The organism is Janthinobacterium sp. SUN026 (assembly GCF_030397625.1).
Classification (GTDB): Bacteria; Pseudomonadota; Gammaproteobacteria; order Burkholderiales; family Burkholderiaceae_D; genus Janthinobacterium; species Janthinobacterium kumbetense.
Genome location: NZ_JAPQNU010000001.1, coordinates 1,935,501 through 1,958,613 on the forward strand (window position 1 = coordinate 1,935,501; position 23,113 = coordinate 1,958,613).

General features: G+C 64.8%; 25 protein-coding genes. 18 read left to right on the forward strand and 7 right to left on the reverse strand.

Annotation, left to right across the window (positions count from 1 at the left end):
- Window positions 1–39 precede the first annotated feature (39 nt).
- Both OX459_RS08850 and OX459_RS08855 read right to left on the reverse strand, forming a co-directional pair.
- Window positions 40–1,554 carry an AAA family ATPase gene (locus tag OX459_RS08850; protein ID WP_289904669.1) on the reverse strand — a complete coding sequence of 505 codons (1,515 nt, stop codon included), beginning with the start codon at window positions 1,552–1,554 and terminating at the stop codon, window positions 40–42.
- Window positions 1,551–2,279 carry an ABC transporter ATP-binding protein gene (locus OX459_RS08855; RefSeq protein WP_289904671.1) on the reverse strand — a complete coding sequence of 243 codons (729 nt, stop codon included), beginning with the start codon at window positions 2,277–2,279 and terminating at the stop codon, window positions 1,551–1,553. Before OX459_RS08855 ends, OX459_RS08850 begins: the two co-directional genes overlap by 4 nt.
- Before the next feature lie 208 nt (window positions 2,280–2,487).
- Here OX459_RS08855 and OX459_RS08860 point away from each other — a divergent pair, with 208 nt between their 5' ends.
- The 16 genes from OX459_RS08860 to OX459_RS08935 all read left to right on the forward strand — a co-directional run bounded on the left by OX459_RS08860 (window position 2,488) and on the right by OX459_RS08935 (window position 16,699).
- Complete coding sequence (locus tag OX459_RS08860) at window positions 2,488–4,191, forward strand: GspE/PulE family protein (protein WP_034781098.1); 1,704 nt, start codon at window positions 2,488–2,490, stop codon at window positions 4,189–4,191.
- A 1-nt stretch (window position 4,192) separates the two neighbouring features.
- Window positions 4,193–5,428, forward strand: coding sequence for a type II secretion system F family protein (locus tag OX459_RS08865; RefSeq protein ID WP_289904674.1), 1,236 nt, complete (start codon window positions 4,193–4,195; stop codon window positions 5,426–5,428).
- Window positions 5,428–5,934 (forward strand): type II secretion system protein, encoded by a 507-nt coding sequence (locus OX459_RS08870; RefSeq protein WP_289904675.1) that lies wholly within the window; start codon window positions 5,428–5,430, stop codon window positions 5,932–5,934. Before OX459_RS08865 ends, OX459_RS08870 begins: the two co-directional genes overlap by 1 nt.
- Window positions 5,935–5,966: 32 nt before the next feature.
- Window positions 5,967–6,521 carry a type II secretion system protein gene (locus tag OX459_RS08875; protein ID WP_289904677.1) on the forward strand — a complete coding sequence of 185 codons (555 nt, stop codon included), beginning with the start codon at window positions 5,967–5,969 and terminating at the stop codon, window positions 6,519–6,521.
- Window positions 6,522–6,631: 110 nt separating this feature from the next.
- The gene (locus OX459_RS08880) at window positions 6,632–7,216 is read left to right on the forward strand and encodes a type II secretion system protein (RefSeq protein ID WP_289904678.1); all 585 of its coding nucleotides are present in this window, start codon (window positions 6,632–6,634) and stop codon (window positions 7,214–7,216) included.
- The gene (locus OX459_RS08885) at window positions 7,206–7,763 is read left to right on the forward strand and encodes a type II secretion system protein (RefSeq protein ID WP_289904679.1); all 558 of its coding nucleotides are present in this window, start codon (window positions 7,206–7,208) and stop codon (window positions 7,761–7,763) included. The genes OX459_RS08880 and OX459_RS08885 overlap by 11 nt, the downstream gene beginning before the upstream one ends.
- Before the next feature lie 7 nt (window positions 7,764–7,770).
- Window positions 7,771–8,673, forward strand: coding sequence for a prepilin-type N-terminal cleavage/methylation domain-containing protein (locus OX459_RS08890; RefSeq protein ID WP_289904681.1), 903 nt, complete (start codon window positions 7,771–7,773; stop codon window positions 8,671–8,673).
- The gene (locus OX459_RS08895; protein WP_289904684.1) at window positions 8,670–9,128 is read left to right on the forward strand and encodes an agglutinin biogenesis protein MshP; all 459 of its coding nucleotides are present in this window, start codon (window positions 8,670–8,672) and stop codon (window positions 9,126–9,128) included. The genes OX459_RS08890 and OX459_RS08895 overlap by 4 nt, the downstream gene beginning before the upstream one ends.
- A gap of 131 nt (window positions 9,129–9,259) precedes the next feature.
- Window positions 9,260–10,219, forward strand: a complete 960-nt coding sequence (locus OX459_RS08900; protein ID WP_289904685.1) for an agglutinin biogenesis protein MshI — start codon at window positions 9,260–9,262, stop codon at window positions 10,217–10,219.
- Window positions 10,216–10,896, forward strand: a complete 681-nt coding sequence (locus OX459_RS08905) for an MSHA biogenesis protein MshA (RefSeq protein ID WP_289904686.1) — start codon at window positions 10,216–10,218, stop codon at window positions 10,894–10,896. The genes OX459_RS08900 and OX459_RS08905 overlap by 4 nt, the downstream gene beginning before the upstream one ends.
- The gene (gene gspM / locus OX459_RS08910) at window positions 10,896–11,579 is read left to right on the forward strand and encodes a type II secretion system protein GspM (protein WP_289904687.1); all 684 of its coding nucleotides are present in this window, start codon (window positions 10,896–10,898) and stop codon (window positions 11,577–11,579) included. The genes OX459_RS08905 and gspM overlap by 1 nt, the downstream gene beginning before the upstream one ends.
- Window positions 11,564–11,953, forward strand: a complete 390-nt coding sequence (locus OX459_RS08915) for an MSHA biogenesis protein MshK (protein ID WP_289904688.1) — start codon at window positions 11,564–11,566, stop codon at window positions 11,951–11,953. The genes gspM and OX459_RS08915 overlap by 16 nt, the downstream gene beginning before the upstream one ends.
- Before the next feature lie 38 nt (window positions 11,954–11,991).
- Entirely contained in the window at window positions 11,992–13,779 is a 1,788-nt protein-coding gene (mshL, locus tag OX459_RS08920; protein ID WP_289897537.1) for a pilus (MSHA type) biogenesis protein MshL, read from the forward strand.
- Entirely contained in the window at window positions 13,780–14,685 is a 906-nt protein-coding gene (locus tag OX459_RS08925) for an AAA family ATPase (protein WP_289904689.1), read from the forward strand.
- Window positions 14,686–14,702: 17 nt separating this feature from the next.
- Complete coding sequence (locus tag OX459_RS08930; RefSeq protein WP_289904690.1) at window positions 14,703–15,770, forward strand: tetratricopeptide repeat protein; 1,068 nt, start codon at window positions 14,703–14,705, stop codon at window positions 15,768–15,770.
- Between the two features lie 35 nt (window positions 15,771–15,805).
- Window positions 15,806–16,699 carry an alpha/beta hydrolase-fold protein gene (locus OX459_RS08935; protein ID WP_289904837.1) on the forward strand — a complete coding sequence of 298 codons (894 nt, stop codon included), beginning with the start codon at window positions 15,806–15,808 and terminating at the stop codon, window positions 16,697–16,699.
- A gap of 7 nt (window positions 16,700–16,706) precedes the next feature.
- Here the strand turns inward: OX459_RS08935 and OX459_RS08940 are convergent, their stop codons facing one another.
- Window positions 16,707–17,741 (reverse strand): serine hydrolase, encoded by a 1,035-nt coding sequence (locus OX459_RS08940; RefSeq protein WP_289904691.1) that lies wholly within the window; start codon window positions 17,739–17,741, stop codon window positions 16,707–16,709.
- A 29-nt stretch (window positions 17,742–17,770) separates the two neighbouring features.
- The gene (locus tag OX459_RS08945) at window positions 17,771–18,622 is read right to left on the reverse strand and encodes a helix-turn-helix transcriptional regulator (protein WP_289904692.1); all 852 of its coding nucleotides are present in this window, start codon (window positions 18,620–18,622) and stop codon (window positions 17,771–17,773) included.
- A 238-nt stretch (window positions 18,623–18,860) separates the two neighbouring features.
- On the opposite strand from OX459_RS08945, the gene OX459_RS08950 reads away from it, so the two are divergent.
- A complete protein-coding gene (locus tag OX459_RS08950) occupies window positions 18,861–19,532 on the forward strand; it encodes a DUF2625 family protein (RefSeq protein ID WP_289904693.1) in 672 nt (223 codons plus the stop codon).
- A gap of 229 nt (window positions 19,533–19,761) precedes the next feature.
- Complete coding sequence (locus OX459_RS08955; protein WP_289904694.1) at window positions 19,762–20,220, forward strand: nuclear transport factor 2 family protein; 459 nt, start codon at window positions 19,762–19,764, stop codon at window positions 20,218–20,220.
- 38 nt (window positions 20,221–20,258) lie between these two features.
- On the opposite strand, the gene OX459_RS08960 is transcribed toward OX459_RS08955, so the two are convergent.
- The 3 genes from OX459_RS08960 to OX459_RS08970 form a co-directional block, all read right to left on the reverse strand.
- Window positions 20,259–21,362: an HD domain-containing phosphohydrolase gene (locus OX459_RS08960; protein ID WP_099667534.1), complete on the reverse strand. Its 1,104-nt coding sequence runs from the start codon at window positions 21,360–21,362 to the stop codon at window positions 20,259–20,261.
- A gap of 46 nt (window positions 21,363–21,408) precedes the next feature.
- Window positions 21,409–22,587: a pyridoxal phosphate-dependent aminotransferase gene (locus OX459_RS08965; RefSeq protein ID WP_289904695.1), complete on the reverse strand. Its 1,179-nt coding sequence runs from the start codon at window positions 22,585–22,587 to the stop codon at window positions 21,409–21,411.
- Window positions 22,588–22,670: 83 nt separating this feature from the next.
- Entirely contained in the window at window positions 22,671–23,105 is a 435-nt protein-coding gene (locus OX459_RS08970; protein ID WP_034781135.1) for a putative toxin-antitoxin system toxin component, PIN family, read from the reverse strand.
- Window positions 23,106–23,113 lie beyond the last annotated feature (8 nt).

The window sequence follows — 23,113 nt, forward strand, 5'->3', positions numbered from 1 at the left end:
CGGCTGTGCAGGCTTGGGAGGCAATATGCTGAAATAAAGTCAGGGGGCGCCACGCCCCGGTTTTTCCGGTGTCAGGGCTTTTATTTCTGTGCGGATACTGTCTATGTCGCTCAGCAATATTTTCTGCGGCGACGCCGGGGCCAGCCTGGCCCACAAGGCTTCGGCGCTGGCTTGGTCGGCAAAGCTGCCATAGACGATGAGCAGGCGCGCGGTGGAGGTCGCGGGCGGCGTATTTGCGGGCGCGGACGTGGTTGCGGGCATGGCGCCAGGCAGGCGAAACACGTGGAGGTCGTGCAGGCCGGTGGCTTGCTGCGCCTGCCGCAGGAAGGTTTCCGCCGCAACTGTCTCGGTGGCGGGCAGGCTGGCGATGTGCAGCACCAGTTGCCGCGGCCCTTGTCGCGCCAGCCAGTCGCGCGATTCGGCCAGCTTGCTGTCGAGCAGCGTCGACGGGGCGGGCTGCGGTGCGCGCACAAGCGCTGCCTTGAGCGTGCCTGAGGCCGCGTCGGCGGGCGCGGCGGAGCGTGCCTGGGATGCCTGGCTTGCCGGCGTCGCCATGCTGGCTGTCGCCGCTGTCCGATCCTCGCTGCCTGCCTGCCATTGCCACAGCAGAGCAAAGGCCAGCAACAGCATCAGCGCGCTCAAGGCGCCTGCCAGCAGCTTGCCCGCATGCCAGGGCGGGCGGTAAAAGGGGCTGTCCGCGATGGCCAGGCGCACGTGGCGCGCGCTGATTTCCTGCGCATCGTCCGCAAACGCGGCCAGCAAGGCTTTGTCGGCCAGGATATTGATCCTGCGCACGATGCCCTGCGCCGCGCGCGCCAGCCGGCGCTGTGCGGCCGGCGTGAAAACGAGCGGCGCCTGGCGGCCGGCGGCGGCCAGGCGGCATGCCAGATAGTCGTCCAGCAAGGCTGGCGGCAGGCGCGGCACGCTGAAACTGTGGGTGATGCGTTCCTTCAACTGGCGGAACTGGGGCAAGTCCAGGGTGTGCTGCAATTCCGGCTGGCCAAACAGAACGATCTGCAGCAGCTTGTGGCTGGCCGTTTCCAGGTTCGTCAGCAGGCGCAGCGCTTCCAAGGTGGCGCCCGGCATCGCTTGCGCTTCTTCGGCCAGCAACACCACCTGGCGTCCCGCCGCATGCCTGGCGATCAGCTCGCCGTGCAGGGCGCGCAGCACGGCATCGGCGCGGCAGCCATCCAGTTCCAGGCCCAGTTCGACGGCGATGGCGTGCAAGACTTCGTCCGGTTCCAGGCGGGGATTGAGCAGGTACAGCACGTCGACCCGGGGCGGCAGGCGCTCGGCCAGCATGCGGCACAGCATGGTCTTGCCGCTGCCCACTTCGCCCGTCAGCTTGATGATGCCTTCGCCTTGCGTGACGGCATACAGCAGCGCAGCGAGCAGCTCGCCCCGCGTATTGCCCGTATAAAAGAAGGCCGGGTCCGGCGTGATGCCGAACGGCGCCGTGCGCAAGCCGAAATGGCGCAGATACATGCCGTGCGGCGAGGGCGCATACGGCCGTCCGGGCGGCGTGGCAGGCGGGACGTGCGTGTCGGCGTTCATGTCGCGATGCAATTGAGGAAAGCCTGTTCCAGGCTGGCGTCTTGCGCGCCGCCGTGACGCGCGCGGCATTCGGCGGGCGTGCCCGTAAACACGATGCGGCCCCCATGCAGGATGGCCATGCGGTCGCACAATTCTTCCACGTCGGCCAGCGCATGCGAGGTGAGCAGGGCGCCGCGGCCTTGCGCGCGCGCTTGCCGCAAGACTTGCTTGAATTGCGCGCGCGCCTTCGGGTCGAGTCCGCTCATCGGTTCATCGAGCACCAGGTGCGGCTTGCCTGATAGCAAGCATGCGGCCAGCCCCAGTTTCTGCATCATGCCTTTCGAATACTCGCGCGCGGGGCGCAGCAGGGCGTCCGGCGCCAGGTCCAGCGCGTCCAGGGTTTGCTGCAGCGCTTGCGCATCGGGGCGCACCTTGTGCAGGCGCGCCAGGTAGCGCAGGAAGTCGCCGCCCGTCAGGTAATACGGCGCCTGGAAGCGTTCCGGCAGAAACGACAGGGGCTGGCGCGCCGCGCCATGCCGGTACGGCTGGCCGAAGATGGCGATCTCGCCCCGCTCGGGCGTACAGAAGTCCAGCAGGCATTTCAGCAGGGAAGTCTTGCCCGCGCCATTCACTCCAACCAGGCCGAACAGTTCTCCCGCGCGCACCTGCAGGTCGACGCCGCGCAGCACGGCGCTGCCCGCCAGCTGCAGATGCACGTTGTGGAACTCGATGGCGCAAGCGTTCATAGTGGCAATGGTCGGCAGGCAAGACGGGGTACGAGCGCCATTATTGCCATGGGTGCCGGCGGGCGGCAAGTGTTTACTTGCTGAGTGTTGAAATGCGCAAAAATCAAATGATGGAATGTATTTTCTTTAAGAAACAACAGGTTCTGGAATAAAATACCCCCGCGCGCCGCTGGCGTGCATCGTCTGATGAATCTGTCGAGGAGCAAGCATGGCAAGGCCAGAGAAAGTCCGGCTCGGTGAAATTTTGGTGCAGCAGAAATTGCTGACGGAAGAACAGTTGGGCCAGGCCTTGACGGAACAGAAACGTTCGGGACGCAAGCTGGGCCGCGTTTTTGTCGAGCACGGCTTCGTCACGGAAGAGCAGATTTCGGGCGCCCTGGCGCGCCAGCTCGACATTCCCTACATCAACCTGAAGTTTTTCAACATCAACCCCGAACTGGTGCGGCTGCTGCCGGAAACCCAGGCGCGGCGCTTCCGCGCGCTGGTGCTGGAAGACCGCCGCGAGGGCTTGCTGGTCGGCATGTCCGATCCCACGGACCTGTTTGCGTACGATGAAATCTCGCGCCTGGTCAAGCGCCATATCGAGCTGGCCGTCGTCAACGAGACGGAAGTGCTGGCCGCCATCGACCGCATCTACCGCCGCACGGAAGACATTTCCACCCTGACGCGCGAGCTGGAGCAGGACCTGGGCGACGTTTCCGTCGACTTCGGCGCGCTGGCCGCCAATCCGGGCCTGGAAGAGGCGCCCATCGTCAAGCTGCTGCAATCCGTGTTCGAGGATGCCACCCAGGTGCGCGCCTCGGACATCCACATCGAGCCGCAGGAAGGCCGGCTGCAGATCCGCTTCCGCATCGACGGCGTGCTGCACCTGCAGACGGAAGCGGACAGCAAGATCGCCAGTTCGCTGGCGCTGCGCCTGAAACTGATGTCGGACCTCGATATTTCCGAGAAACGCTTGCCGCAGGATGGACGCTTCGCCATCCGCGTGAAAAACCAGCGCATCGACGTGCGTATTTCCACCATGCCGACGCAATACGGCGAATCGGTGGTGATGCGGCTCCTGAACCAGGGCGGCACGACCTTGCGCCTGGACGCCATCGGCATGCCGCCTGCGCTGGTGGCGCAATTTCGCGCCATCGTCAGCCGCCCGAACGGCCTCGTGCTGGTGACGGGGCCGACCGGCAGCGGCAAGACGACGACCTTGTACTGCGCCTTGTCCGAACTCAACTCCGTGGAAAAAAAGCTCATCACGGTGGAAGACCCCGTCGAGTACCGCTTGCCGGGCATTAACCAGGTGCAAGTAAACGACAAGATCGAGCTGAATTTCGCCAGGGTGCTGCGCTCGGCCCTGCGGCAAGATCCCGACATCGTGCTGGTGGGCGAGATGCGCGACCAGGAAACGGCGCAAATCGGCTTGCGCGCCGCCATGACGGGTCACTTGGTGCTGTCGACCCTGCATACGAACGACGCCATCAGCACGCCGCTGCGCCTGATGGACATGGGCGTGCCCCGCTACATGGTGGGCAGCTCGCTGCAAGCCGTGCTGGCGCAGCGCCTGGTGCGCGTGATCTGCGAAAGCTGCAGCACGCCATACGCGCCCACGCCGAACGAATACGAATGGCTGCGCCTGGAACTGGGCGAGCTGGTCGAACGCAACCAGTATTTCCACGGCAAGGGCTGTTCGCATTGCAACGGCATGGGTTACCGGGGCCGCACGGGCGTGTACGAATTGCTGGAAATCACGCGCGCCGTGGCCGATGCCGCCAACCATGCCGATCCTTCCCACTTCATGAAGGTGGCGACGGCGCAGATGGCGGGCGAAACCCTGCGCCGCCACGCCGTGCAGCTGGTGGTCCAGGGCCGCACGACGGTGATGGAAGCGATGCGCATCAGCAACCAGAGCGAGGATTGAGGTGCCGTTTTTCTCCTACAAGGCGCGCAGCGCCAGCGGCGAACTGTTGACCGGCGTCATGGAAGGCGCCGACAGCGGCGCCGTGGCCGACCAATTGATGGCGGGCGGCAGCACGCCCGTCGACATCAGCGCCACGAAACAGACGGTGACGAAGGCGGGCGCCAACCAACTGGGCTGGTGGGACAAGCTGACCGAGAAAAAGGTCACGCCCATGGACGTGCAATTGTTCAGCCGCCAACTGTACACGCTACTCAAGGCGGGCGTGCCCATCATGCGCGGCCTGGCCGGCTTGCAGGAGTCGGCCATCAGCCCCGCATTCGGGCGCATCATCAAGGATGTGCGCGAATCGCTGGACGCGGGCCGCGAACTGTCGGCCGCCATGGCGCGCCATCCCGCCATCTTCACGCCGTTCTACCTGTCGATGGTGCGCGTGGGCGAAATGACGGGGCGCCTCGATGAAGTGTTCCTGCGCCTGTTCGACCACCTGGAATTCGACCGCGACATGCGCGCGCGCGTGAAAACGGCGACGCGCTACCCGACCTTCGTCGTCTTCGCCATGCTGGCCGCCATGATCGTGGTCAACATCTTCGTCATTCCCCAGTTCGAGAAGGTGTTCGCCAGCTTCCATGCAGAACTGCCCCTGATGACGCGCATCCTGATCGGTATCTCGCGCTTTACGGTGACGTACTGGCCCATCCTGCTGATGCTGGGCGTGGGCGGCTTTTTCGGCTGGCGCGCCTGGCTGCGCACGAAAGAGGGTTTATATAAGTGGGACCGCGCCAAGCTGCGCCTGCCGATCGCCGGCAAGATCATCCTGAAGGGCACGATGGCCCGCTTCGCGCGTAGCTTCGCCCTGTCGAGTACGAGCGGCGTGCCCATCGTGCAGGCGCTGACGGTGGTGTCGCAAACGGTCGACAACACGTATCTGAGCGCGCGCGTGGAACAGATGCGCGACGGCGTCGAGCGGGGCGAGAGCATCTTGCGCACCTCGGTGGCGGCCGGCGTGTTCACGCCCGTGGTGCTGCAGATGATCGCCGTGGGCGAGGAATCCGGTTCGCTCGACGACCTGATGGACGAGATCGCGGACATGTACGAGCGCGAAGTCGATTACGAGCTGAAAACCCTGTCGGCGCAGATCGAGCCGATTTTGATCGTCTTCCTCGGCGCCATGGTGCTGGTGCTGGCGCTGGGCATCTTCCTGCCGATCTGGGACCTGGGCCGGGCGGCCCTGCACTGATGGCAAAACCGTTCCGCCAGCGCGGTTTCACCCTGTTCGAGCTGGCGGTGGTGGCGGGCGTGTTCGCCATCCTGACGGCCGTGTTCCTGAACCGGGTCAGCTATTACCAGCAGCAGGCGCAGCAGGTGGCCGTGGCGCAGATGCTGGGCGTGCTGCGCACCAGCTTGCGGGTGCAGGTGCTGCACCTGTACCTGGCGGATCGGCGCGACCAGTTGCCGGCGCTGGCGCGGCAAAACCCGTTCGACTGGCTGATGGATAAGCCGGCCAACTACCTGGGCGAGTTCGCGCAGCCGGAGCTTGAAAAATTGCCAGCGGGGAATTGGCTGTACGATAAAAAAGAACAAAAAATCATCTATTTGTTTAGTAATGGCAATATTTTTCCCAGTAAAAGGGTTGATTTAGTGAAATTTAAGGTAACCTTGCCACGTGCGGATGCCGATCTTGACAAGCTCGCCCAGGAACCCGATATCGTGGTGTGGCAATCGCCGGACCCGGCGGCAAACTGACGCGCTTCCTGGTCCGGTGCAGCGACGGTGTCATGGCGTTGGTTTTGAAGTTTTTTTATTTGATTTTGGAGAAAGCAAGAATGAACAAGTCTTTACGTAGTATGAAAAGCGGCGCCCAGGCAGGTTTTACCCTGATCGAATTGATCGTCGTCATCGTGATCCTCGGCATCCTGGCCGCCACGGCGATTCCTAAATTCATCGACATGTCGACCGAGGCGCGCGTGGCCAAGATGCAGGCGGCGGCGGGTGCCTTGAAGTCTGGTTCGGCCCTGTTCCACGCACAATGGTTGGTCAAGGGTTCGCCTGCGGACAGCGTTGCCATCACCATGGAAGGCACGGACGTCAAGGGCGTCAGCGGCTATCCGTCTATCGCTTCGCCTGGCATCGCCGCGGCGGCAGGTGGTCTGCTTGACTACGATACCACCACCACTGCTGCAACGGCGACCGTGTTGACTGTATTGCCTGACAGTAAACATCCAAATTGCAAGGTGACCTATACGGCTGCCGTGGCTGTCGCAGGCACCACACCGATCCAGCCGCCGGTGGTTGACGCGACGGCCCTGAACACGCCAGCCAACTGCAGTTAATACAGGCGTGCAGATGCCGTGCCGGCAAACCGGCACGGCCGCGCCATGTTTCCGCCCGCCCAACGCCAGGCTATGCCGGTTGGGCTTTTTTACGGGTATCTCCATTGTCCTTGCCATCGATCATCTTGCCGCAACGTCTGGCGCTACCGCGGGCTAGGCTGCAGTGCCGCCCACGCGGCTTCACCTTGATCGAGCTGGTGGCCGTGCTGGTGCTGGCGGGTTTGCTGGCGACCTTTGCCGTCAACCGGTTTTTCCAGCGCGACACTTTTGACGCGCGCGGTTTTGCCGACCAGGTGACGAATATCGTGCGCTACGGGCAAAAACTTGCGGTGGCGCAAAACCGTGCCGTGTTTGTGCGCATCGATGCCAACAGCGTGGCCCTGTGCTTCGATGCCGTTTGCAGCGCTGACCAGAAAGTGGTGCCGCCCGCGGGCAAGAACAGCGGCAGCAAGGAGACGCAGCAGTATTGCCTGGGGAGTAATTGGCTGTGCGAAGGCCGTCCGTCCGGCGTCAAGCTGTCCACCGATGTGACAGGTGAGCCCAGCTTTTATTTCGACGCGCTGGGCAAACCATATGCGCAGAACGATGTGTTCCCGGCGCCATCGGCTTTCCCGGCGCGGCTGAACATCAGCATCCTGGGTGACGGCACGGAGCGCGTCGTCACGGTCGAGGGGGAGACGGGCTATGTCCATTAGCCAGCGGCGCCAGCGTGAACGCGGCGTGACCCTGATCGAACTGGTGCTGTTCATCGTCATCGTCGGCCTGGCCTCGGCCGCCATCCTGGGCGTGATGAGCCTGACGACGCAACACAGCGCCGATCCGCAGCTGCGCAAGCAGGCGCTGGCGATTGCCGAAGGCATGCTGGAAGAAATCCAGCTGGCGCGGTTTACCTATTGCGATCCGCAAGACCCGGCCGCGGAAACGGCGACCAGCCCGGCCGGCTGCGCCATCCCGGAAGGGCCGGGGGAAGAGGCGAACGGCGCGGGGAGGCCGTTCGACAACGTCAACGATTACGTGAGCGCGTATGGCACGGCCAAGGAGTACACGACGGATGCCCAGGGTAATGCCTGGGCTGCCAGCCCCACCCAGAATTACACTGCCTTGGTGACGATCACCGAGCAAGCACTGAACAACCTGCCTGCGACGGAAAGCCTGCATATCCAGGTGGTCGTGCCGTATGCCGACCAGCAGATCGTGCTCGACGGCTATCGCGTGCGCTATGCGCCGAATAGTATCCCATGAGTATCCCATGAGAAATTTCTATAACGCCAGGCGCCGCCCGCGCGGCTTTACCCTCGTCGAGATGGTCATCGTGATCGTCATCACGGGCATCATCGGCGCCATGGTCGCCGTCTTCATCCGCGTGCCCGTGCAAGGCTATATCGACACCACCGCGCGCGCGGCGCTGGCCGACACGGCCGATACGGCGGCGCGCCGCCTGACGCGCGACGTGCGCCTGGCCCTGCCCAACAGCGTGCGCGTGGGCGGCAATGGCCTGTACCTGGAATTGCTGCTGACCAAGACGGGCGGGCGCTACCTGAGCGACAGCGACCCGGCCGGTCTGGGCAATGTGCTGAGCTTCGAGACCCCTCCCGCCCCCGGCGTTCCGGCGAGCTTCACCGTCGTCGGCGCCATGCCCGCCGATGCGCTGGGCACGCGCCAGGCGATCAGCGTGGGCGATCAGATCGTCGTCTACAACCTGGGCGGGGACGACGCGCCGAACAATGCGTATGCCTGCAGCGCGGCAAATGGCTGCAACCGTGCGCCCGTGACGGCAGTGTCCGGCACTGTCGTCACCTTGGGCAGCTATCCCTTCACGACGGCGCCCGCGCCGCTGCCATCGCCATCGAACCGTTTCCAGGTGGTATCGACGCCCGTTACCTATGCGTGCGATCTGGCGACCGGCACCCTGACCCGTTACGCGGGCTATGTCATCCAGGCTACCCAGCCGGTTGTGGAAAACACGGCGCCGCTGGAGGCGAAGAAGGGAGCACTGCTGGCGCGCCAGGTGACGGCTTGCCGTTTCAGCTATGGCATTTTGGCCAACGTGCAGCGGGGTCTGGTGAATATCGACCTGAGCCTGGGGGCGGCGAACAGCAATACGGGCGTGCTGCGCCTGGTGCAACAGGTACAGGCGAGGAATACGCCATGAGGCGCTTGCTACGCTATCGCGCCGGCCGCATGCGCGGTTTCAGCCTCGTCACGGCCATTTTCCTGCTGGTGGTGCTGGCCGCGCTGGCGGCCGTGATGGTGAATATCTCCACTTTCCAGCAGACGGAATCGGCCATGGACGTGCAGGGCGTGCGCGCCGAACAGGCCGCGCGCGCCGGTCTCGAATGGGGGCTGCAGCAGCAGATCAGCGCCGGCCTGACCGCCGGCGCGGCGTGCATCGGTCCGGCCGATTTCAACTTGCCGGCGGGCACGACGCTGTCGTCGTTCAGCGTCAGCGTGCAATGCAGCACGGCCAAGGGGCCCGGCACCTTGACCAGCTGGACCATTACGGCCACGGCGTGCAACCAGCCGGCTGCGGTCAAGCCGTTCTGTCCTAACGCGGGCAATAACGCCGATTACGTCCAGCGCCGCCTGCAAGCCGTGCTGTCGCAGTAAGGTCAACTGTATGAAAAAAAGATCGCTAATTTATTGTTTTTACACAATAAAGTTGGCTTCATGAATTAAAATTGGCTGGATGCATTAACTGCGCGACAAGATCGGGCAGGCACTTACACTGGATAGGTCGCATGGGTTTATTCGCAAGAGCAAGGAAGTATGAGGGTTGGCTGGCCACGGCGTTTGGCCGGGAAGGCGTCAGCGCTGTCGTTGTCGAACGTCCCGCCGACGGCATGCCGCGCGTGCTGGGCGCCAGTTACCAGGCGGCCGCGCGGCCGGCGCCGGCGGAGGTGCTGGAAAAACTGGGCAAGGACATGCAGGCGGCAGCGCGCCACTGCACCACCGTGCTGGCCGGCGGCGAGTACCAGTTGCTGTCGCTGGAAGCGCCTGCCGTGCCGCGCGAGGAACTGAAGACGGCCGTGGGCTGGCGCCTGAAGGACATGCTGGACTTTCCCCTGGCCGAAGCCACCATCGACGTGTTCGACATCCCCGGCGATCCGAACGGTACCCAGCGGGGCAGCAGCGTGTTTGCCGTCGCCGCGCGCAACAGCGCCGTGTCGCGGCGCCAGGCGCTGTACGCCGAATGCAAGATCGGCCTGTCCGTGATCGATATCCCCGAGATGGCGCAGCGCAATATCGCCACCTTGCTGGAAACGCCGGGACGCGGCATCGCCGTGCTGTATTTCGATGGCGACGGCGGCTTGCTGACCATGAGTTTCAATGGCGAGCTGTACCAGGCGCGCCGCATCGACGTGACCCTGACGCAATTGCAGTCGCCCGGCGCCAGCCAGTATTACGACCGCGTCACCCTGGAACTGCAGCGCTCGTTCGACCACTTCGACCGCCAGTTTCATTTCATTTCGCTGGCCCGCTTGATGCTGATGACGGGCGCGGCCGACGGCTTGCACGCCTATCTGGCCGACAACCTCTACATGCCGGTCGAGCAGCTGGACCTGGCCACGGTGCTGGACTTGTCGCAGGCCGCCGAATTGCGCGACCCCGCCATGCAGGCGCGCTACTTCCTGGCCATCGGCGCCGGCTTGCGCGAGGTTGGTCCGCATTCGGGCAAGCACGAAGGGAAGGGCGCATGAGCCAGCAGATCAATCTGTTCAATCCCCAGTTTGAACTGCAAAAACACCATATGTCGGCGCGCACGGCCGGCTTCGGCCTGGGCGGCCTGGCGCTGGCCCTGCTGGCCGTGGGCGTGTTGGCCCAGCAAGCCTTGAGCGGCCTGGAACGGCGCGAAGCGGGCGTCAAGGCGGCGCTGGCGCAAGGCGAGGCGAAGCGCGACCAGGCTTTGCGCGATTTTCCTCCACGCAAGAAAGATCCGGCCCTGGCGCAGGAACTGGCGGCCGTCGAGGCGCAACGTCAGCTGCTGCAGGATGCGTCGAACGTGCTGGAAAGCGGCAAGCTGGGCAATACCCTCGGCTATGCCGGCTATTTCCGCGCGCTGGCGCAGGCCAGGGTCGAGGGCGTATGGCTGACGGGCGTGGATATCGCCGGCGCCGGCAATGACTTCGGCTTGCAGGGCCGCGCCTTGCACGCGTCGCTGCTGCCCGCGTACATCACGCGCCTGGGCCAGCAGGAGGTGCTGAGAGGCAAGACCTTCGCCAGCCTCGACATTAGCCAGTCCGGGCAGCCGGCCGTGGCCGAGGGCAAGGCGCCTGGCCTGCCGTATGTCGCGTTCAGCCTGCAGTCGGCCGACCGCGCCGCCGGCCCGGCCGGGCCTGCCACGCCGCCGAAACCTGTTACGGAAGGAACACGCTGATGCTGCCCTTGCTGAAGAAATGGGCCGCCGCCTTCGACGCCCTCAGCCTGCGCGAGCGGCTGATGGTGTTCGGCGCCGGTGCGGCCGCCGTCCTGTTCGTGTTTTATTTCATGAGCTTCAATCCCCTGTTGGCGAAACGCGCCGCGCTGGAGGCGAGCATTGCGCAAAAACAAAGCCTCCTGAGCGCCACCGACAAGGAAATCGCGCTGACCATGCTGGCCCATGCCACCGATCCCGACCAGGAAGCGCGCACGCGCCTGGCGGCCTTGCAGGCGGAAACGGCGTCCCTGGCGCAGGCGCTGCGCGAGAAGCAGCATGGCCTGGTGGCGCCGGAGCGCATGGTCACCTTGCTCGAACACTTGCTGCGCCGGCACGCCGGACTGCGCGTGGTGTCGCTGAAAACCCTGCCCGCCAGCGCCGTGGGCGCGCGCCAGGCCGACAGCGCGAACGGCGATGCGGCGGCCAGGGCGCCAGCCCCGGCCCCCTTGCTGCACCAGCATGGCGTGGAAGTGGTGCTGCAAGGCAGTTATGCCGACATGGTGCAATACATGCAGGCGCTGCAAGCGATGCCGACGCGCGTCTTCTGGGGCGCCGCCCACCTCGACGCCGCCAGTTACCCGGGCGCCACCCTGACCCTGACCTTACATACCCTCAGCATGGACGATACATGGATCGCACTCTGACCCTGGGTTCCGCGCTGCTGGCGCCCTTCCTGATCCTGAGCCTGGCATCGCCGGGTGCGCAGGCGCAGGCGCTCGACGACCCGACGCGCCCGCCCGCGGCCCTGTGGGCGCCCGCCGACGCCGCGCCCGTCGTTGCGGCCCGGCCGCAGCTGCAATCGGTGCTCGTTTCCACCCAGCCGGGCGGACGCCGCCTGGCCGTCATCGATGGCCAGACGGTCAAGGTGGGCGGCAAGGTGGGCGACGCCGTGGTGGTGGAAATCCGCGACACGGCCGTATTGTTGCGGCGTGGCAAATCACTGGAAACCTTCAAGCTGTATCCCAGCAGCAAGACCGACAATAAGACCGATCGCAAGACCGACCGCAAGCAGGAGTAGAAGAAGTGGCCAAGCAACTCAATCAACACAAGGCGAGCATGTTCAAGATCAGTACGATGGCGGCTGTCATCAGCGTCAGCCTGGGCCTGGGCGGCTGCAACGTCGCGCCCGTCAAGCGCGACACCTATAATGCGATCACCGATGCCGTCAAGGGCGCGGCAGCCACCACGGCGCCAGCGGCCCAGCCGGACGCCGTGGAAGCGGCGCTGCTGCCGCCCGTGGCGGCCCTGGCCCAGCAATTGCCGAAGGCCCGCGCCGCGCTCGACGAGCGCTTCAACGTGGCGTTCAACAATGTGCCGGCGCGCCAGTTCTTCACTTCCATCGTGGCCGGCACGCGCTACAACATGCTGGTCCATCCCGACATCGGCGGCACGATTTCCGCCAATCTGAAGGACGTGACCCTGTTCCAGGCGCTCGACGCCGTGCGCGAACTGTATGGCTACGATTACAAGGTCGAGGGCACGCAGATCTACATCAAGCCCCTGACCATGCAGACGCGCTTGTTCCACGTCAATTACCTGACGGGCGCGCGCCGCGGCAGTTCCAACTTGCGCGTGTCGTCGACGTCGGTCGGTTCCGTGGGCTCGACCAACTCGGGCGGCTCCGGCAACAGCGGAAATGGCGGCAATAACAATCAGGGCAACAACAACGAGCAGAACCAGCAAACGAATGGCGGCCAGGGCGGCCGTACCCTGGACAGCAGCAACCTGACCACCTCGTCGACGGCCGATTTCTGGCCGGAACTGAAGGCGGCGCTGGAAGCCATCGTCGGCAGCAGCGACGGCGGCCGGCAAGTGGTGCTGAGCCCGCAATCGGGCGTGATCGTCATCCGCGCCATGCCGGAAGAGTTGCGCAATGTCGACATGTATTTGAAGGCCACGCAATTGTCCGTCGACCGCCAGGTGATCCTGGAAGCGAAAATCCTCGAAGTCGAACTCAACGACAACACGCAGACGGGCATCAACTGGGCCTCGTTCGCCTCGATCAAGAGCGGCCACACGAACCGCATCTCGACGGGCTTCATCCAGCCGGGCGGCACCCTGGCGCCGCTGCCCTTCAACGGCGGCCAGCCGCCCAACATGACGAATGGCAGCGGCTTGACGGCCAGCAGCGGCTTTGGCCTCAGCTCGGCGGCGACCTCGGCCGGTTCCATGTTCGGCCTGGCCTTCCAGACGGCCAATTTCGCGGCGATGATTTCCTTTCTGGAATCGCAAGGCTCCGTGCACGTGCTGTCGAGCCCGCGCATCGCCACCATGAACAACCAGAAGGCCGTGCTGAAGATTGGCACGGACGAGTTTTACGTGACGGGCGTGTCGACCACGACGAATACGACGGCCAGCGGCGCGACGACCAGCCCCAACGTGACCTTGCAGCCGTTCTTTTCCGGCGTGGTGCTGGACGTGACGCCGCAGATCGATGCGGATGGCAACATCATCCTGCACGTGCACCCATCCGTCAGCCAGGTGTCGACCATCAGCAAGGAAATCGACCTGGGCAGCGCCGGTTCCCTGAAACTGCCGCTGGCGGCATCGAGCACGTCGGAGATGGACAGCATGGTGCGCAGCCAGGACGGCCGCATCGTCGCCATCGGCGGCCTGATGCGCCAGGCCACGACGTCGGACCGCTCGCAAGTGCCGGGCGCGGGCGATATCCCCGTGCTTGGCGCGCTGTTCCGCAACACGGGGCAGGTGATCCAGAAGCGCGAGCTGGTGGTGCTGATCAAGCCGACCATCGTCGATGGCGCCAATAGCTGGAACGAGGACTTGCTCGATTCGGGCAAGCGCATCGAGGCGCTCGACCCGCGCCGTCCGTCGGAGCGGCGCTAAATGTACCAGGCCCATTTCGGCTTGCGCGAGGCGCCGTTCGGTCTCACGCCCGATACCAGTTTCTTCTTTAACGGCCCGCAGTCGCAAAAGGCGCTCAACACCTTGCTGGTGGCGGCGCGCAATGGCGAGGGCTTCATCAAGATCACTGGCGAAGTGGGCACCGGCAAGACTTTTCTTTGCCGCAAGTTCATGCAATCCTTGGGGCCGGACTTCGTCACGGCCTACATCCCGAATCCGAACTTGTCGCCCCGTTCGCTGATCCTGGCGCTGGCCGAGGACCTCGATGTCTTGCTGGAAAAGGATATTGAGCAGCATCAGTTGCTGCGCGCACTCAACTTGCGCCTGCTCAACCTGGCGGCGCAAGGCAAGCGCGTGCTGCTGTGCCTGGACGAAGCGCAGGCGATTCCCGTCGACAGCCTGGAAGCGCTGCGCCTGCTGACAAATCTGGAAACGGAAAAGCGCAAGCTGCTGCAGATCGTGCTGTTCGGCCAGCCGGAACTGGACGTCAAGCTGGCCCTGCCGGAAATCCGCCAGTTGGCGCAGCGCATCACCTTTCACTATCACCTGGGGCCCTTGTCGCGCGACGACGTGGATTTTTATGTGGCGCACCGCCTGCGCGTGGCTGGTTTCGACGGCGCGCGCCTGTTCAGCCGTGGCGGCGTGGCCAAGCTGTACAAGGCGTCCGGCGGCATCCCGCGCCTGATCAATATCATGGCGCACAAGGCGCTGATGGTGGCGTATGGCGAAGGGCGGCAGCAGGTCGGCGGCCGCCACGTGGCGCTGGCCGCCAGCGACACCCTGGCCAGCAAGCCGCACCGCTTTTGGCGCAGGCCGTGGCCATGGCTGGCCGGCGCCGGCGTGCTGGCCGCCGCCTGCGGCGCGAGCTGGACTTTATTGAACCGATGACGAAGATGAGCCTGTAGATGAGCCTGATTAACAAGATGTTGCAAGACCTCGATGCCCGCGGCACCCCCGATGGACGCGGCGACGCGGCCGGTATCCGCTCCGTGCCCGAACGCGAGCGTGGCGTCTCGCGCGCGCTGGTCTTCGGCGGCGCCGCAGGCTTGACGGCCGCCGCCATCGCCCTGGGCTGGGTCTACCTGAAGCGCCCGGCCGTGCCGCCCGTGCTGGTCAGCGTGGCCAGCACGCCGGTTCCAGTATCGGCACCGGCGCCTGTCGTCATTGCCCCCGCAACCGCACCCGCGCCCGCGCCCGTACCCGTCGTGGCGGCGGAACCCGAACCCGTATTTCAGGCCGAGGAAGCCACACCCGCGCCGGCCAAGCTGCGTGCCGCCGACATGCGCCGCATCACGCAACAAGCCGCCAAGCCTGCCGCTGCGCCCGTGGTGAAGACGGCTGCGTCCGCTGTGAGTGAACGTATCATTGACGGAAAACAAGTCACGCCGCAGCAGCGCGTGGAGAATGAATACCGGCGCGCGCTGGCCCAGTTGCAGGATGGCCGCGTCTCCGACGCCATGCTGGCCTTGCAGCAGACCCTGCAGCTGGATCCGCGCCACCAGGGCGCGCGCGAAACGCTGGTGCGGCTGCTGCTGGAAGCGCAGCGTCCCGACGAGGCGGCGCGCCAGTTACAGCTGAGTTTGGCGCTGGACCCGAAACAGCCGGCGCAAGCGATGATGCTGGCCCGTTTGCAGCTGGACAAGGCCAATGGCGGCGCGGCGGCCCTCGATACCCTCATGCGCAGCCTGCCGTACGCCGCCGACAACGGCGAATACCAGGCCTTCCTGGCCGGCGTGCTGCAGCGCGAGCAGCGCTACCGCGAAGCGGCCGAACACTACCAATTGGCCCTGCAGGCGGCGCCCGACAACAGCGTCTGGTGGATGGGCCTCGGCATCGCCTTGCAAGCCGACAACCACCCGGCCCAGGCGCGCCAGGCGTTCGAGCGGGCCAAGGGCTTGCAAACCCTGTCGCCCCAGCTGCAGGCGTTTGTCGAGCGCAAGCTGGTGCAGCTGACGGCGTCTGCGGCGAAATAACTTTTACCTCACTGAAAGAAACCAGCTTGAAGCCTGTGAATCTGCTCATCGTTCTTTGCTGCCTGGCCAACAGCGCCCTGGCCGCCCCCGCCAGCGCCCCCGCCAGCTACGTTCTTGAAAATACGGAAGTGCGCGACCTCCGCGCGCAAGCCTTGAAGCGCGATTACCAGCTGTATGTCGCCTTGCCCGATTCCTATCGACAGGGCAACAGGCGCTATCCGGTGCTGTTCGTCGTCGATGCCAATTATGCATTTCCCGTCGTGCGCAATATCGCGCAGCGCCTGAACAAGCATGCGGGGATGGAAGAAGTCATCGTGGTCGGCTTGTCGTACGCCAACGGCGATGGCGGCGTGTACAGCCGGCGCCGCGACTACACGCCCACCACGCCGCGCAAGCACGATTACCGCTCGGACATGCCGGGACGGCAGCCCGCGTTCGGCGAAGCGAAGGCGTATGGACAGTTCATCTCGGGCGAGGTGTTTCCCTTCATCGCCAGCAACTATCGCGTCAACATGCAGCGCAAGGTGTTCATCGGCCATTCCTACGGCAGCTTGCTGGGCCTGCAATTCCTGCTGACGGAACCGCGCACCTTCGAGCACTACATCCTCGGCAGCCCGTCGCTGTGGTACGACGCCGGCGTTATGTTCGACCGCGAACAGGCGTATGCGGCCAGCCACAAGGACTTGCCCGCGTCCGTGTTCTTCGGCATCGGCGGCCTGGAAAAGTTGGCGGCGGGCAAGAAGCGTTCGCGTTCGGAAGAGGACGCCGACATGGTGGCCGACTTGCGCGAATTCGATGGAAAGTTGACATCGCGCAAGTTCCCCGGCCTGAAGACGCGCTTGCGCGTCTTCGCGGATGAAGATCACGCGAGCGTGTTTCCTTTCGTGCTCACGCATGGATTGCGGGCGTACTTGACGTCTGCAAAATGAAGGGCGCTTACGGGCGCATCAATGTCGGCAGGATCAGCTTGGTCAGCAATTTTTCGCTGAGGCCATGGGCGTCGCGCACCTGGAAGTTGGTCGTGGTGATGACGACCACGGCATCGAGTTCCGGCAGGACGAGCACTTTATTGCCGCCGGAACCCGCCATGCCATAGCTTTGCACCGTGCGGCCATCGGCCGTGAACGGTTGCAGCCACCACAGGTAGCCGTAGTCCATGCCTTCGCGCGCGTTGGCGTGGGGCGCGATAGAGCGCTTGACCCATTCGGCCGGCATCACCTGCTTGCCATGCCAGCGCCCGCCGTCGAGGTAGAGCTGGCCAAGCTTCATCAGATCCACGCTGCGCAGCTGCAAGCCACCGCCCGTCATGGCGCTGCCCTTGGGCTGGAATTGCCATTTCACCTTGTCGATGCCAAGCGGCTTGAACAGGTTGGCGGCGGCGAAGTCCGGCACGCCCTGGCCGCTCACCTTTTCAAGCAGCGGTCCCAGCAGGGTTACGCCGGCCGTGCAATAGCTCCAGGCGCGGCCGTACGGCGATTGCTCGGGGCGGGGCTGCCATTCGGGAAAGCCGCGGATCGGCAGGTCCGCCACGAAGCGGCTCCAGTCTTCCACCAGATACATGCGCTCTTCGTTGCCGCGCGAATGCTGGTTGTCGTCGTCGCACTCGAGCAGTGAGCTCATGGTCAGGAAATCCTCGACCGTGATCTTGTCCTTGCGCGGGTCGGCATGGGCCAGCGGGCGCAGTTCCGGAAAGTAGGGCAGGACGGGGGTGTCGGCGCGCAAGAGCTTGCGCTCGATGGCCAGGCCGACCAGCATGCCGGCCACCGTCTTGCCCACGGAGCGCGTGTTGCGCAGGCTTTCGGCGCCGTCCTTGTCGAAGTAGTGTTCGTAAAGCAGCTTGCCATGCTGCGCCACCACGACGCTGGTGACCTGCTTGAAGTCGCCCGCTTCGATGGCGGTGGTGACGCCGTCCAGTTCGCCTGCGTGGACGCTGCTGCCGAAGGCGAGAAGAAGGGGGAGGTATCGCAACATGGTGTACTCCTGAGTTGGAAAAGTGCAGTCTAGTCTTGCAAATTGGGCATTGTCTTGGACGTTTGAAACATTTGGCGGCGATAGTTGCTGGGCGTCATACCGTAACGGGCCTGGAAGGCGCGCGTCATGTGGCTCTGGTCGGCAAAGCCCACGCTCAGCGCCACGTCGGCCATGCTCAGTTCCGGGCGGCGCAGCAAGCCGCTGGCCTGGTCGACGCGGCGCCAGCGCAGCAGGTCGCCCGGCGAACAGCCCCAGGCCTGGCGGAACACGCGGGCCAGGTGCACGGGATGCACGCCCAGGGCGGCGGCCACGTCGGCGATGCGCAGATGCGTGTCATTGGCCAGGTCCATCACGGCTTCATACGCCTGGTGGGCCCAGCCCGGCAGGGCGGGGCGCGCCTGCCGGGGCGCCTTGTGCAGGCTGGCCAGCATCTCCCACGCGCCCGCTTCGAGCAAGGCGCCGTCGCCGCCGCGGCCCACTTCGCGCGCGAGCCGGAACGCGGCCGCCGCGCTGGCCGTATCGCGCAACACGGTGGCGCACTCCTGGGCCGCATGCAATTCCTCGGCGCCCGACAGCAGGGCAGGGTCGAGCGATACCGTCATGAAGCTGCCCTTGCCATCGACGAAGCGGTCGCGGTGCGTCGTGCCGGCAGGATTGAAGACGAGGGTGGGCGAAGGCGCGCGCGGCGGGGCGTGCAGGGCGCTGGAAATATACGTGCCGGACAGAACGAAGACGAAGTGGGCATCGTCATGCCGGTGCGTTTCGACTTCATCTTCGCCACGCGTGGCCTTCAGACGGCGGATGTCGAAAATGCTGCCGCGCGCGCCGTGATGCACGTCGCCATAGAATTGGCCGGACTTGAACTGGAGTGGAGTGGTCATATCGGCATGGTATGTGCGGCCGCCCTGACGGGCGAGCGCGGGACGACGAATGGCGCCAGACGCAGGATGAACGGTCGATTCGGGGGAATGCACGGGATGTGGGACGGCGGCTCCGGCCGGTTTCGCGTGGCCGCTGGCAGGCGTGCAGGGGTGCCGGGGCGGGTATGTGTAAAATCAGTGCCAGCGTCCTCATGAACTCTCCGACCGCCGGAAGCGGTCATCGATAAGGTCAGGTGCAATGCGTACATTGAATGAATTACTGGATAGTGAAGACCCGGCGTTTCCGCTGATCCGGCAATGGGCCAGCGAGGCCGACATCCCGGTGGAATTGCTGCCGCCCTCGGCCGGCAGGGAAGATGTGCTGCTGAGCCTGCAGGTCACCACGCGTTTCCCCCTCGGCGCCATCGCCTATGAAACGGGCGGCATCCTGGTGGATGACGGCTGGCTGCGGATATTGGGCTCGGGACATGGCAAGCTGGAGCGGAACATTGCAACGTGGAACGAAGGAAAGGCCGAAGGCTTTCTGTTGGTGGCCGACGACGTGCTCGGCGGCTTTTTTGCCATCAACGGCGGCGCACTCGGGGCCGACCAGGGCAAGATGTATTACCTCGCGCCCGAGACGCTGGCATGGGAAGCGCTGGAGATCGGCTACACGGCGTTCGTCGAGTGGGCTTTTACTCGTCAGTTGCGGCAGTTTTACGGCCGGCAGCCCGGCGATGCGCAGGAGTTTGACGAATTGCCCGAATTGCCCTTGCCCGGCGACCTCTGCCTGAATTTTTATCCATTCCTGTGGACGCAAGAAGGTTCCCTCAAGACCAGTTTGCGGCGCGCCATTCCCGTGGAAGAGCAGTGGGCGCTCAACCTTGATCTGCAACAAAAGTTGCTGGACGCTCCTGCGGGCGCGAACTGAGGCATGGCTTGCGGGCGTCTTTGACGGCATCACCCTGCGCATCCCGGACCGGCGAAATGGCGTTTCAACCCCCGATTCAAGCGCTTTGTCGCAATGGCAGGCGCGAGAAAAGTGCAAGGGGATAGCATACGATGGGCTTTCTCGCGATGCGCCGCCCGCCAGCGAGTGTCCGATACTGCCGCAGCAGGCAACGGATGCTTTTCAATGACCTCGATCAGGATGAATACGCATGAAATTGACCCTTCCACATGTCCTTGCCACTTGTCTGCTGGGCGCCTTCGGTGCTATCGGCAGCGCGCACGCGGCTCCCGCCGATGCCGAACTGGTCGCCTTGGTGCAGCGCCATGCGCAGGCGCAGAGCAACTTTGATCAAGTGGCCTTGAACGCCATCACGGCGGAGAATTATGTGGAAATATCGCCGGTCGGCGAGGTGGACGGGCGTGCAAAAATGCTCGCCTTCTATGCGCCGGAGCAGAAGCGGCCGAGTCCCCAACTGCAGGTCGATGAACCGGTGGTGCGTCAGTTTGGCGATACGGCGCTCATCTCGGCGCGGCTGTCCTACCGTCTCAACCAGGACGGGGTAGCCCGCAATTTCGCCCTGCGCGCCGGCTATGTCGCTCGGCTTGTCGACAAGCAATGGCTGCTGGTCAGCGCACAGTACACGGGCATCCGCCCGCCGAAACCGTGAAGTGAGCCGTGGCTGGCGCCCGGCGTTGCCCGGCCAGCCTACAGCCGCGCCTCGTCGCCCCACACGTGCCGCATGCTGAAATGCATGCCGGCATCGTCTTCGTGCAGCGACGAAACGATGGCGAACTGGCTGTCGCCCGTGTCGCGCGGTGTCATCTGCGATAGCTCGGCGGCGGCCAGCGGCGCGCCCAGCGGGTCGCTGAGCGGATGCACGTGGCCGGCGCCCCGTTGCGTCACCACTCCCAGTTCGCCGCTGCGCAGGCGTACCAGGGTGCCGGGCGGATACTTGCCCAGCAGATTGACGAATTGCTCGCCCAGCAGCGGGTCGATGGGCACGCCCTGGTCGAGGAAGATGTGCTGCAGCGCCTGGTCGGGGACGATGGAGCGGCGGTAGTTGCGCGCAGAAACGCGGGCGCAATAGCGGTCGGCCAGGCCGATCAGCTTGGCATTTTGCAGGATTTCATCGGCCGTGCGCCCCTGCGGGTAGCCGCTGCCGTCGTCGTTTTCATGGTGCAAGAGTACACAGCTCAGCCATTCCTCGTCATCGACGCCGGCGCAGCGCAGCAATTCCGTGCTTTCCTGCGGATGCTGGCGCACGATGCGCATTTCGTCGTCGTTCAGGGGGCCGCGCCGGTCCTGGAAGCTGTCGTGGTGGCGCAGCATGCCCACGTTCATCGTCAGCGCGGCCGCGCCGATCAGCAGCAGTTCATCGTGCGACTTGTGCATGCCGCGGCCCACCAGCATGGCCAGCAAGGCTGTTTCGATGCAGTGGCGCACGGCGTAGCTGCCGGCGATCTGGTTGAGCAGAATGCTGGCCAGGGCGATATCGGCATCGTGTTCGAGCGCGCGCAGCAGTTCGCGGGCGATGTCGCGCACGTCGCGCTCGGCATTGCTTTCGCTGCGCAAGTCCAGCAGCAGCCGTTCCAGGCGCTGCGCCGCCTCATTGAGCAAGCGCAAGACGGATGGCTGGTCCGGCGCGCCCACGTACAGGCCCAGCTGCAGCAAACGGCCCAGCTGCGTGCCATCCGTGATGATCTGCCCCTTGCGCAGTTGCGGGCCGGCACTATGGTCAGCCAAAAACAGATCCCAGGGCAGGGGTTCGCCGGGAACCAGGTCGGCCGGGCCGATGCGACGCTGTACCATCTGTCATCCTTTGCCCCGCCGCAGCGAAGCCATGTTCAGTGCTCGGTTATATGCTGCGCAGGCGCTCCAGCGCCAGGCGCAAGGTCTCGTCTTTCTTGGCAAAGCAGAAGCGCACGATGCCCGACTCCTTGCCCTGCACGTAAAACGCGGAGACGGGAATGGCCGCCACCTTGATTTCCGTCGTCAGCCATTCGGCGAACTGCGCTTCGGTCTCTTGCGAAATCGCATCGTAGCGCACGCACTGGAAATACGTGCCGTCGGCCGGCAGCAGGGTAAAGCGGCTGCCCGCCAGGCCGTCGCGGAACAGGTCGCGCTTGCGCTGGTAAAACGCGGGCAAGTCCAGGTAGGGCTGCGGGTCTGCCATGTAGCCGGCGATGCCGTGCTGCATCGGCGTGTTGACGGTAAACACGTTGTACTGGTGCACCTTGCGAAATTCCGCCGTCAGGGCTGCTGGCGCCGCCACGTAGCCGACTTTCCAGCCCGTCACGTGATACGTCTTGCCGAAGCTGGAGACGATGAAGCTGCGCGCCGCCAGTTCCGGGTTGCGCGAAAGCGAGGCGTGCGGCACGCCGTCGTACACCATGTGCTCGTACACTTCGTCGGACAATATCAATATTTGCGTGCCGCGCACGATGTCGGCCAGCGCGGCGATATCGGCCGGGCGCAAGATCGTGCCCGTCGGATTGTGCGGCGTATTGATGATGATCAAGCGCGTCTTGCTGCTGACGGCGGCGGCCAGCTTGTCCCATGGCACGCTGTAGCCGGACTCGCCCACTTGCATGGACACCAGCACAGGCACGCCGCCGGCCAGTGCGATGGCGGGCAGGTAGCTGTCGTAGGCCGGTTCGATGACGATGACTTCGTCGCCCGGGTGCACGCAGCACAGGATGGCGGTGGTGAGCGCCTGCGTGGCGCCGGCCGTGACGGTGATTTCCGTGCCCGCATCATAGCCGTGGCCGTACAAGCTGGCGATTTTCGCGGCGATGGCCTCGCGCAGGGGCGCGGCACCCGTCATCATCGGATACTGGTTGTGGCCGGCGCGCATGGCGTCGCTGACGAGGTCGACCAGGGCCGGGTCGCAATCGAAGTCGGGAAAACCCTGGCCCAGGTTGACGGCGCCATGCTGGGCCGCCAGGCTGGACATGCGGGTAAACACGGTGGTGCCCACGAGAGGCAAGCGGGTGGTCAAGGTGGGAGTCGTGCAGGGCAGGGACGGGCTGTTCATGAGCGGTAGGGGCGCGGTGCGGAAAGTGGAATCGTTTCCCATTCTAGCGCAGCGCGCCCCGTTGCGTGCGGGGCTTTGGCGCCTCAGCCGGGCAAGGCCCAGCCTTCCGGCACCATGATCTTGAACATGCCGGCCTTGGCCGTCTTGCGGGCCAGTTTCAGCAGGGCCTTGTCCTTGGTGATGAGGATGTCGGCGTTGGCGTCGCGCGCCAGTTCGAGGAATTTCTGGTCATCCTTGTCCGTGCAGACGGGCAGGCGCACGCCGGAGACGGGCGGCGCCACCACGCTGATGTGCGCGTCGAAGCGGGCGGCGGCGACGGCGCGGCTGGCTTCGTCGAGCGGCAAATGTTTGTAATGCAACACGACCAGATATTCCGCACGGCAATCTTCGCGCGTGATGGCATGCACGGCGCCGCTTTCCATGGCCGCCAGCAGGGGCGCCCAGCGCGGGTCGTTGAAGACGAACAGGTCGAGGCAAACGTTGGTGTCGAGGACGAGTTTTTGTGGAGCAGGTATCATGTCGGCAA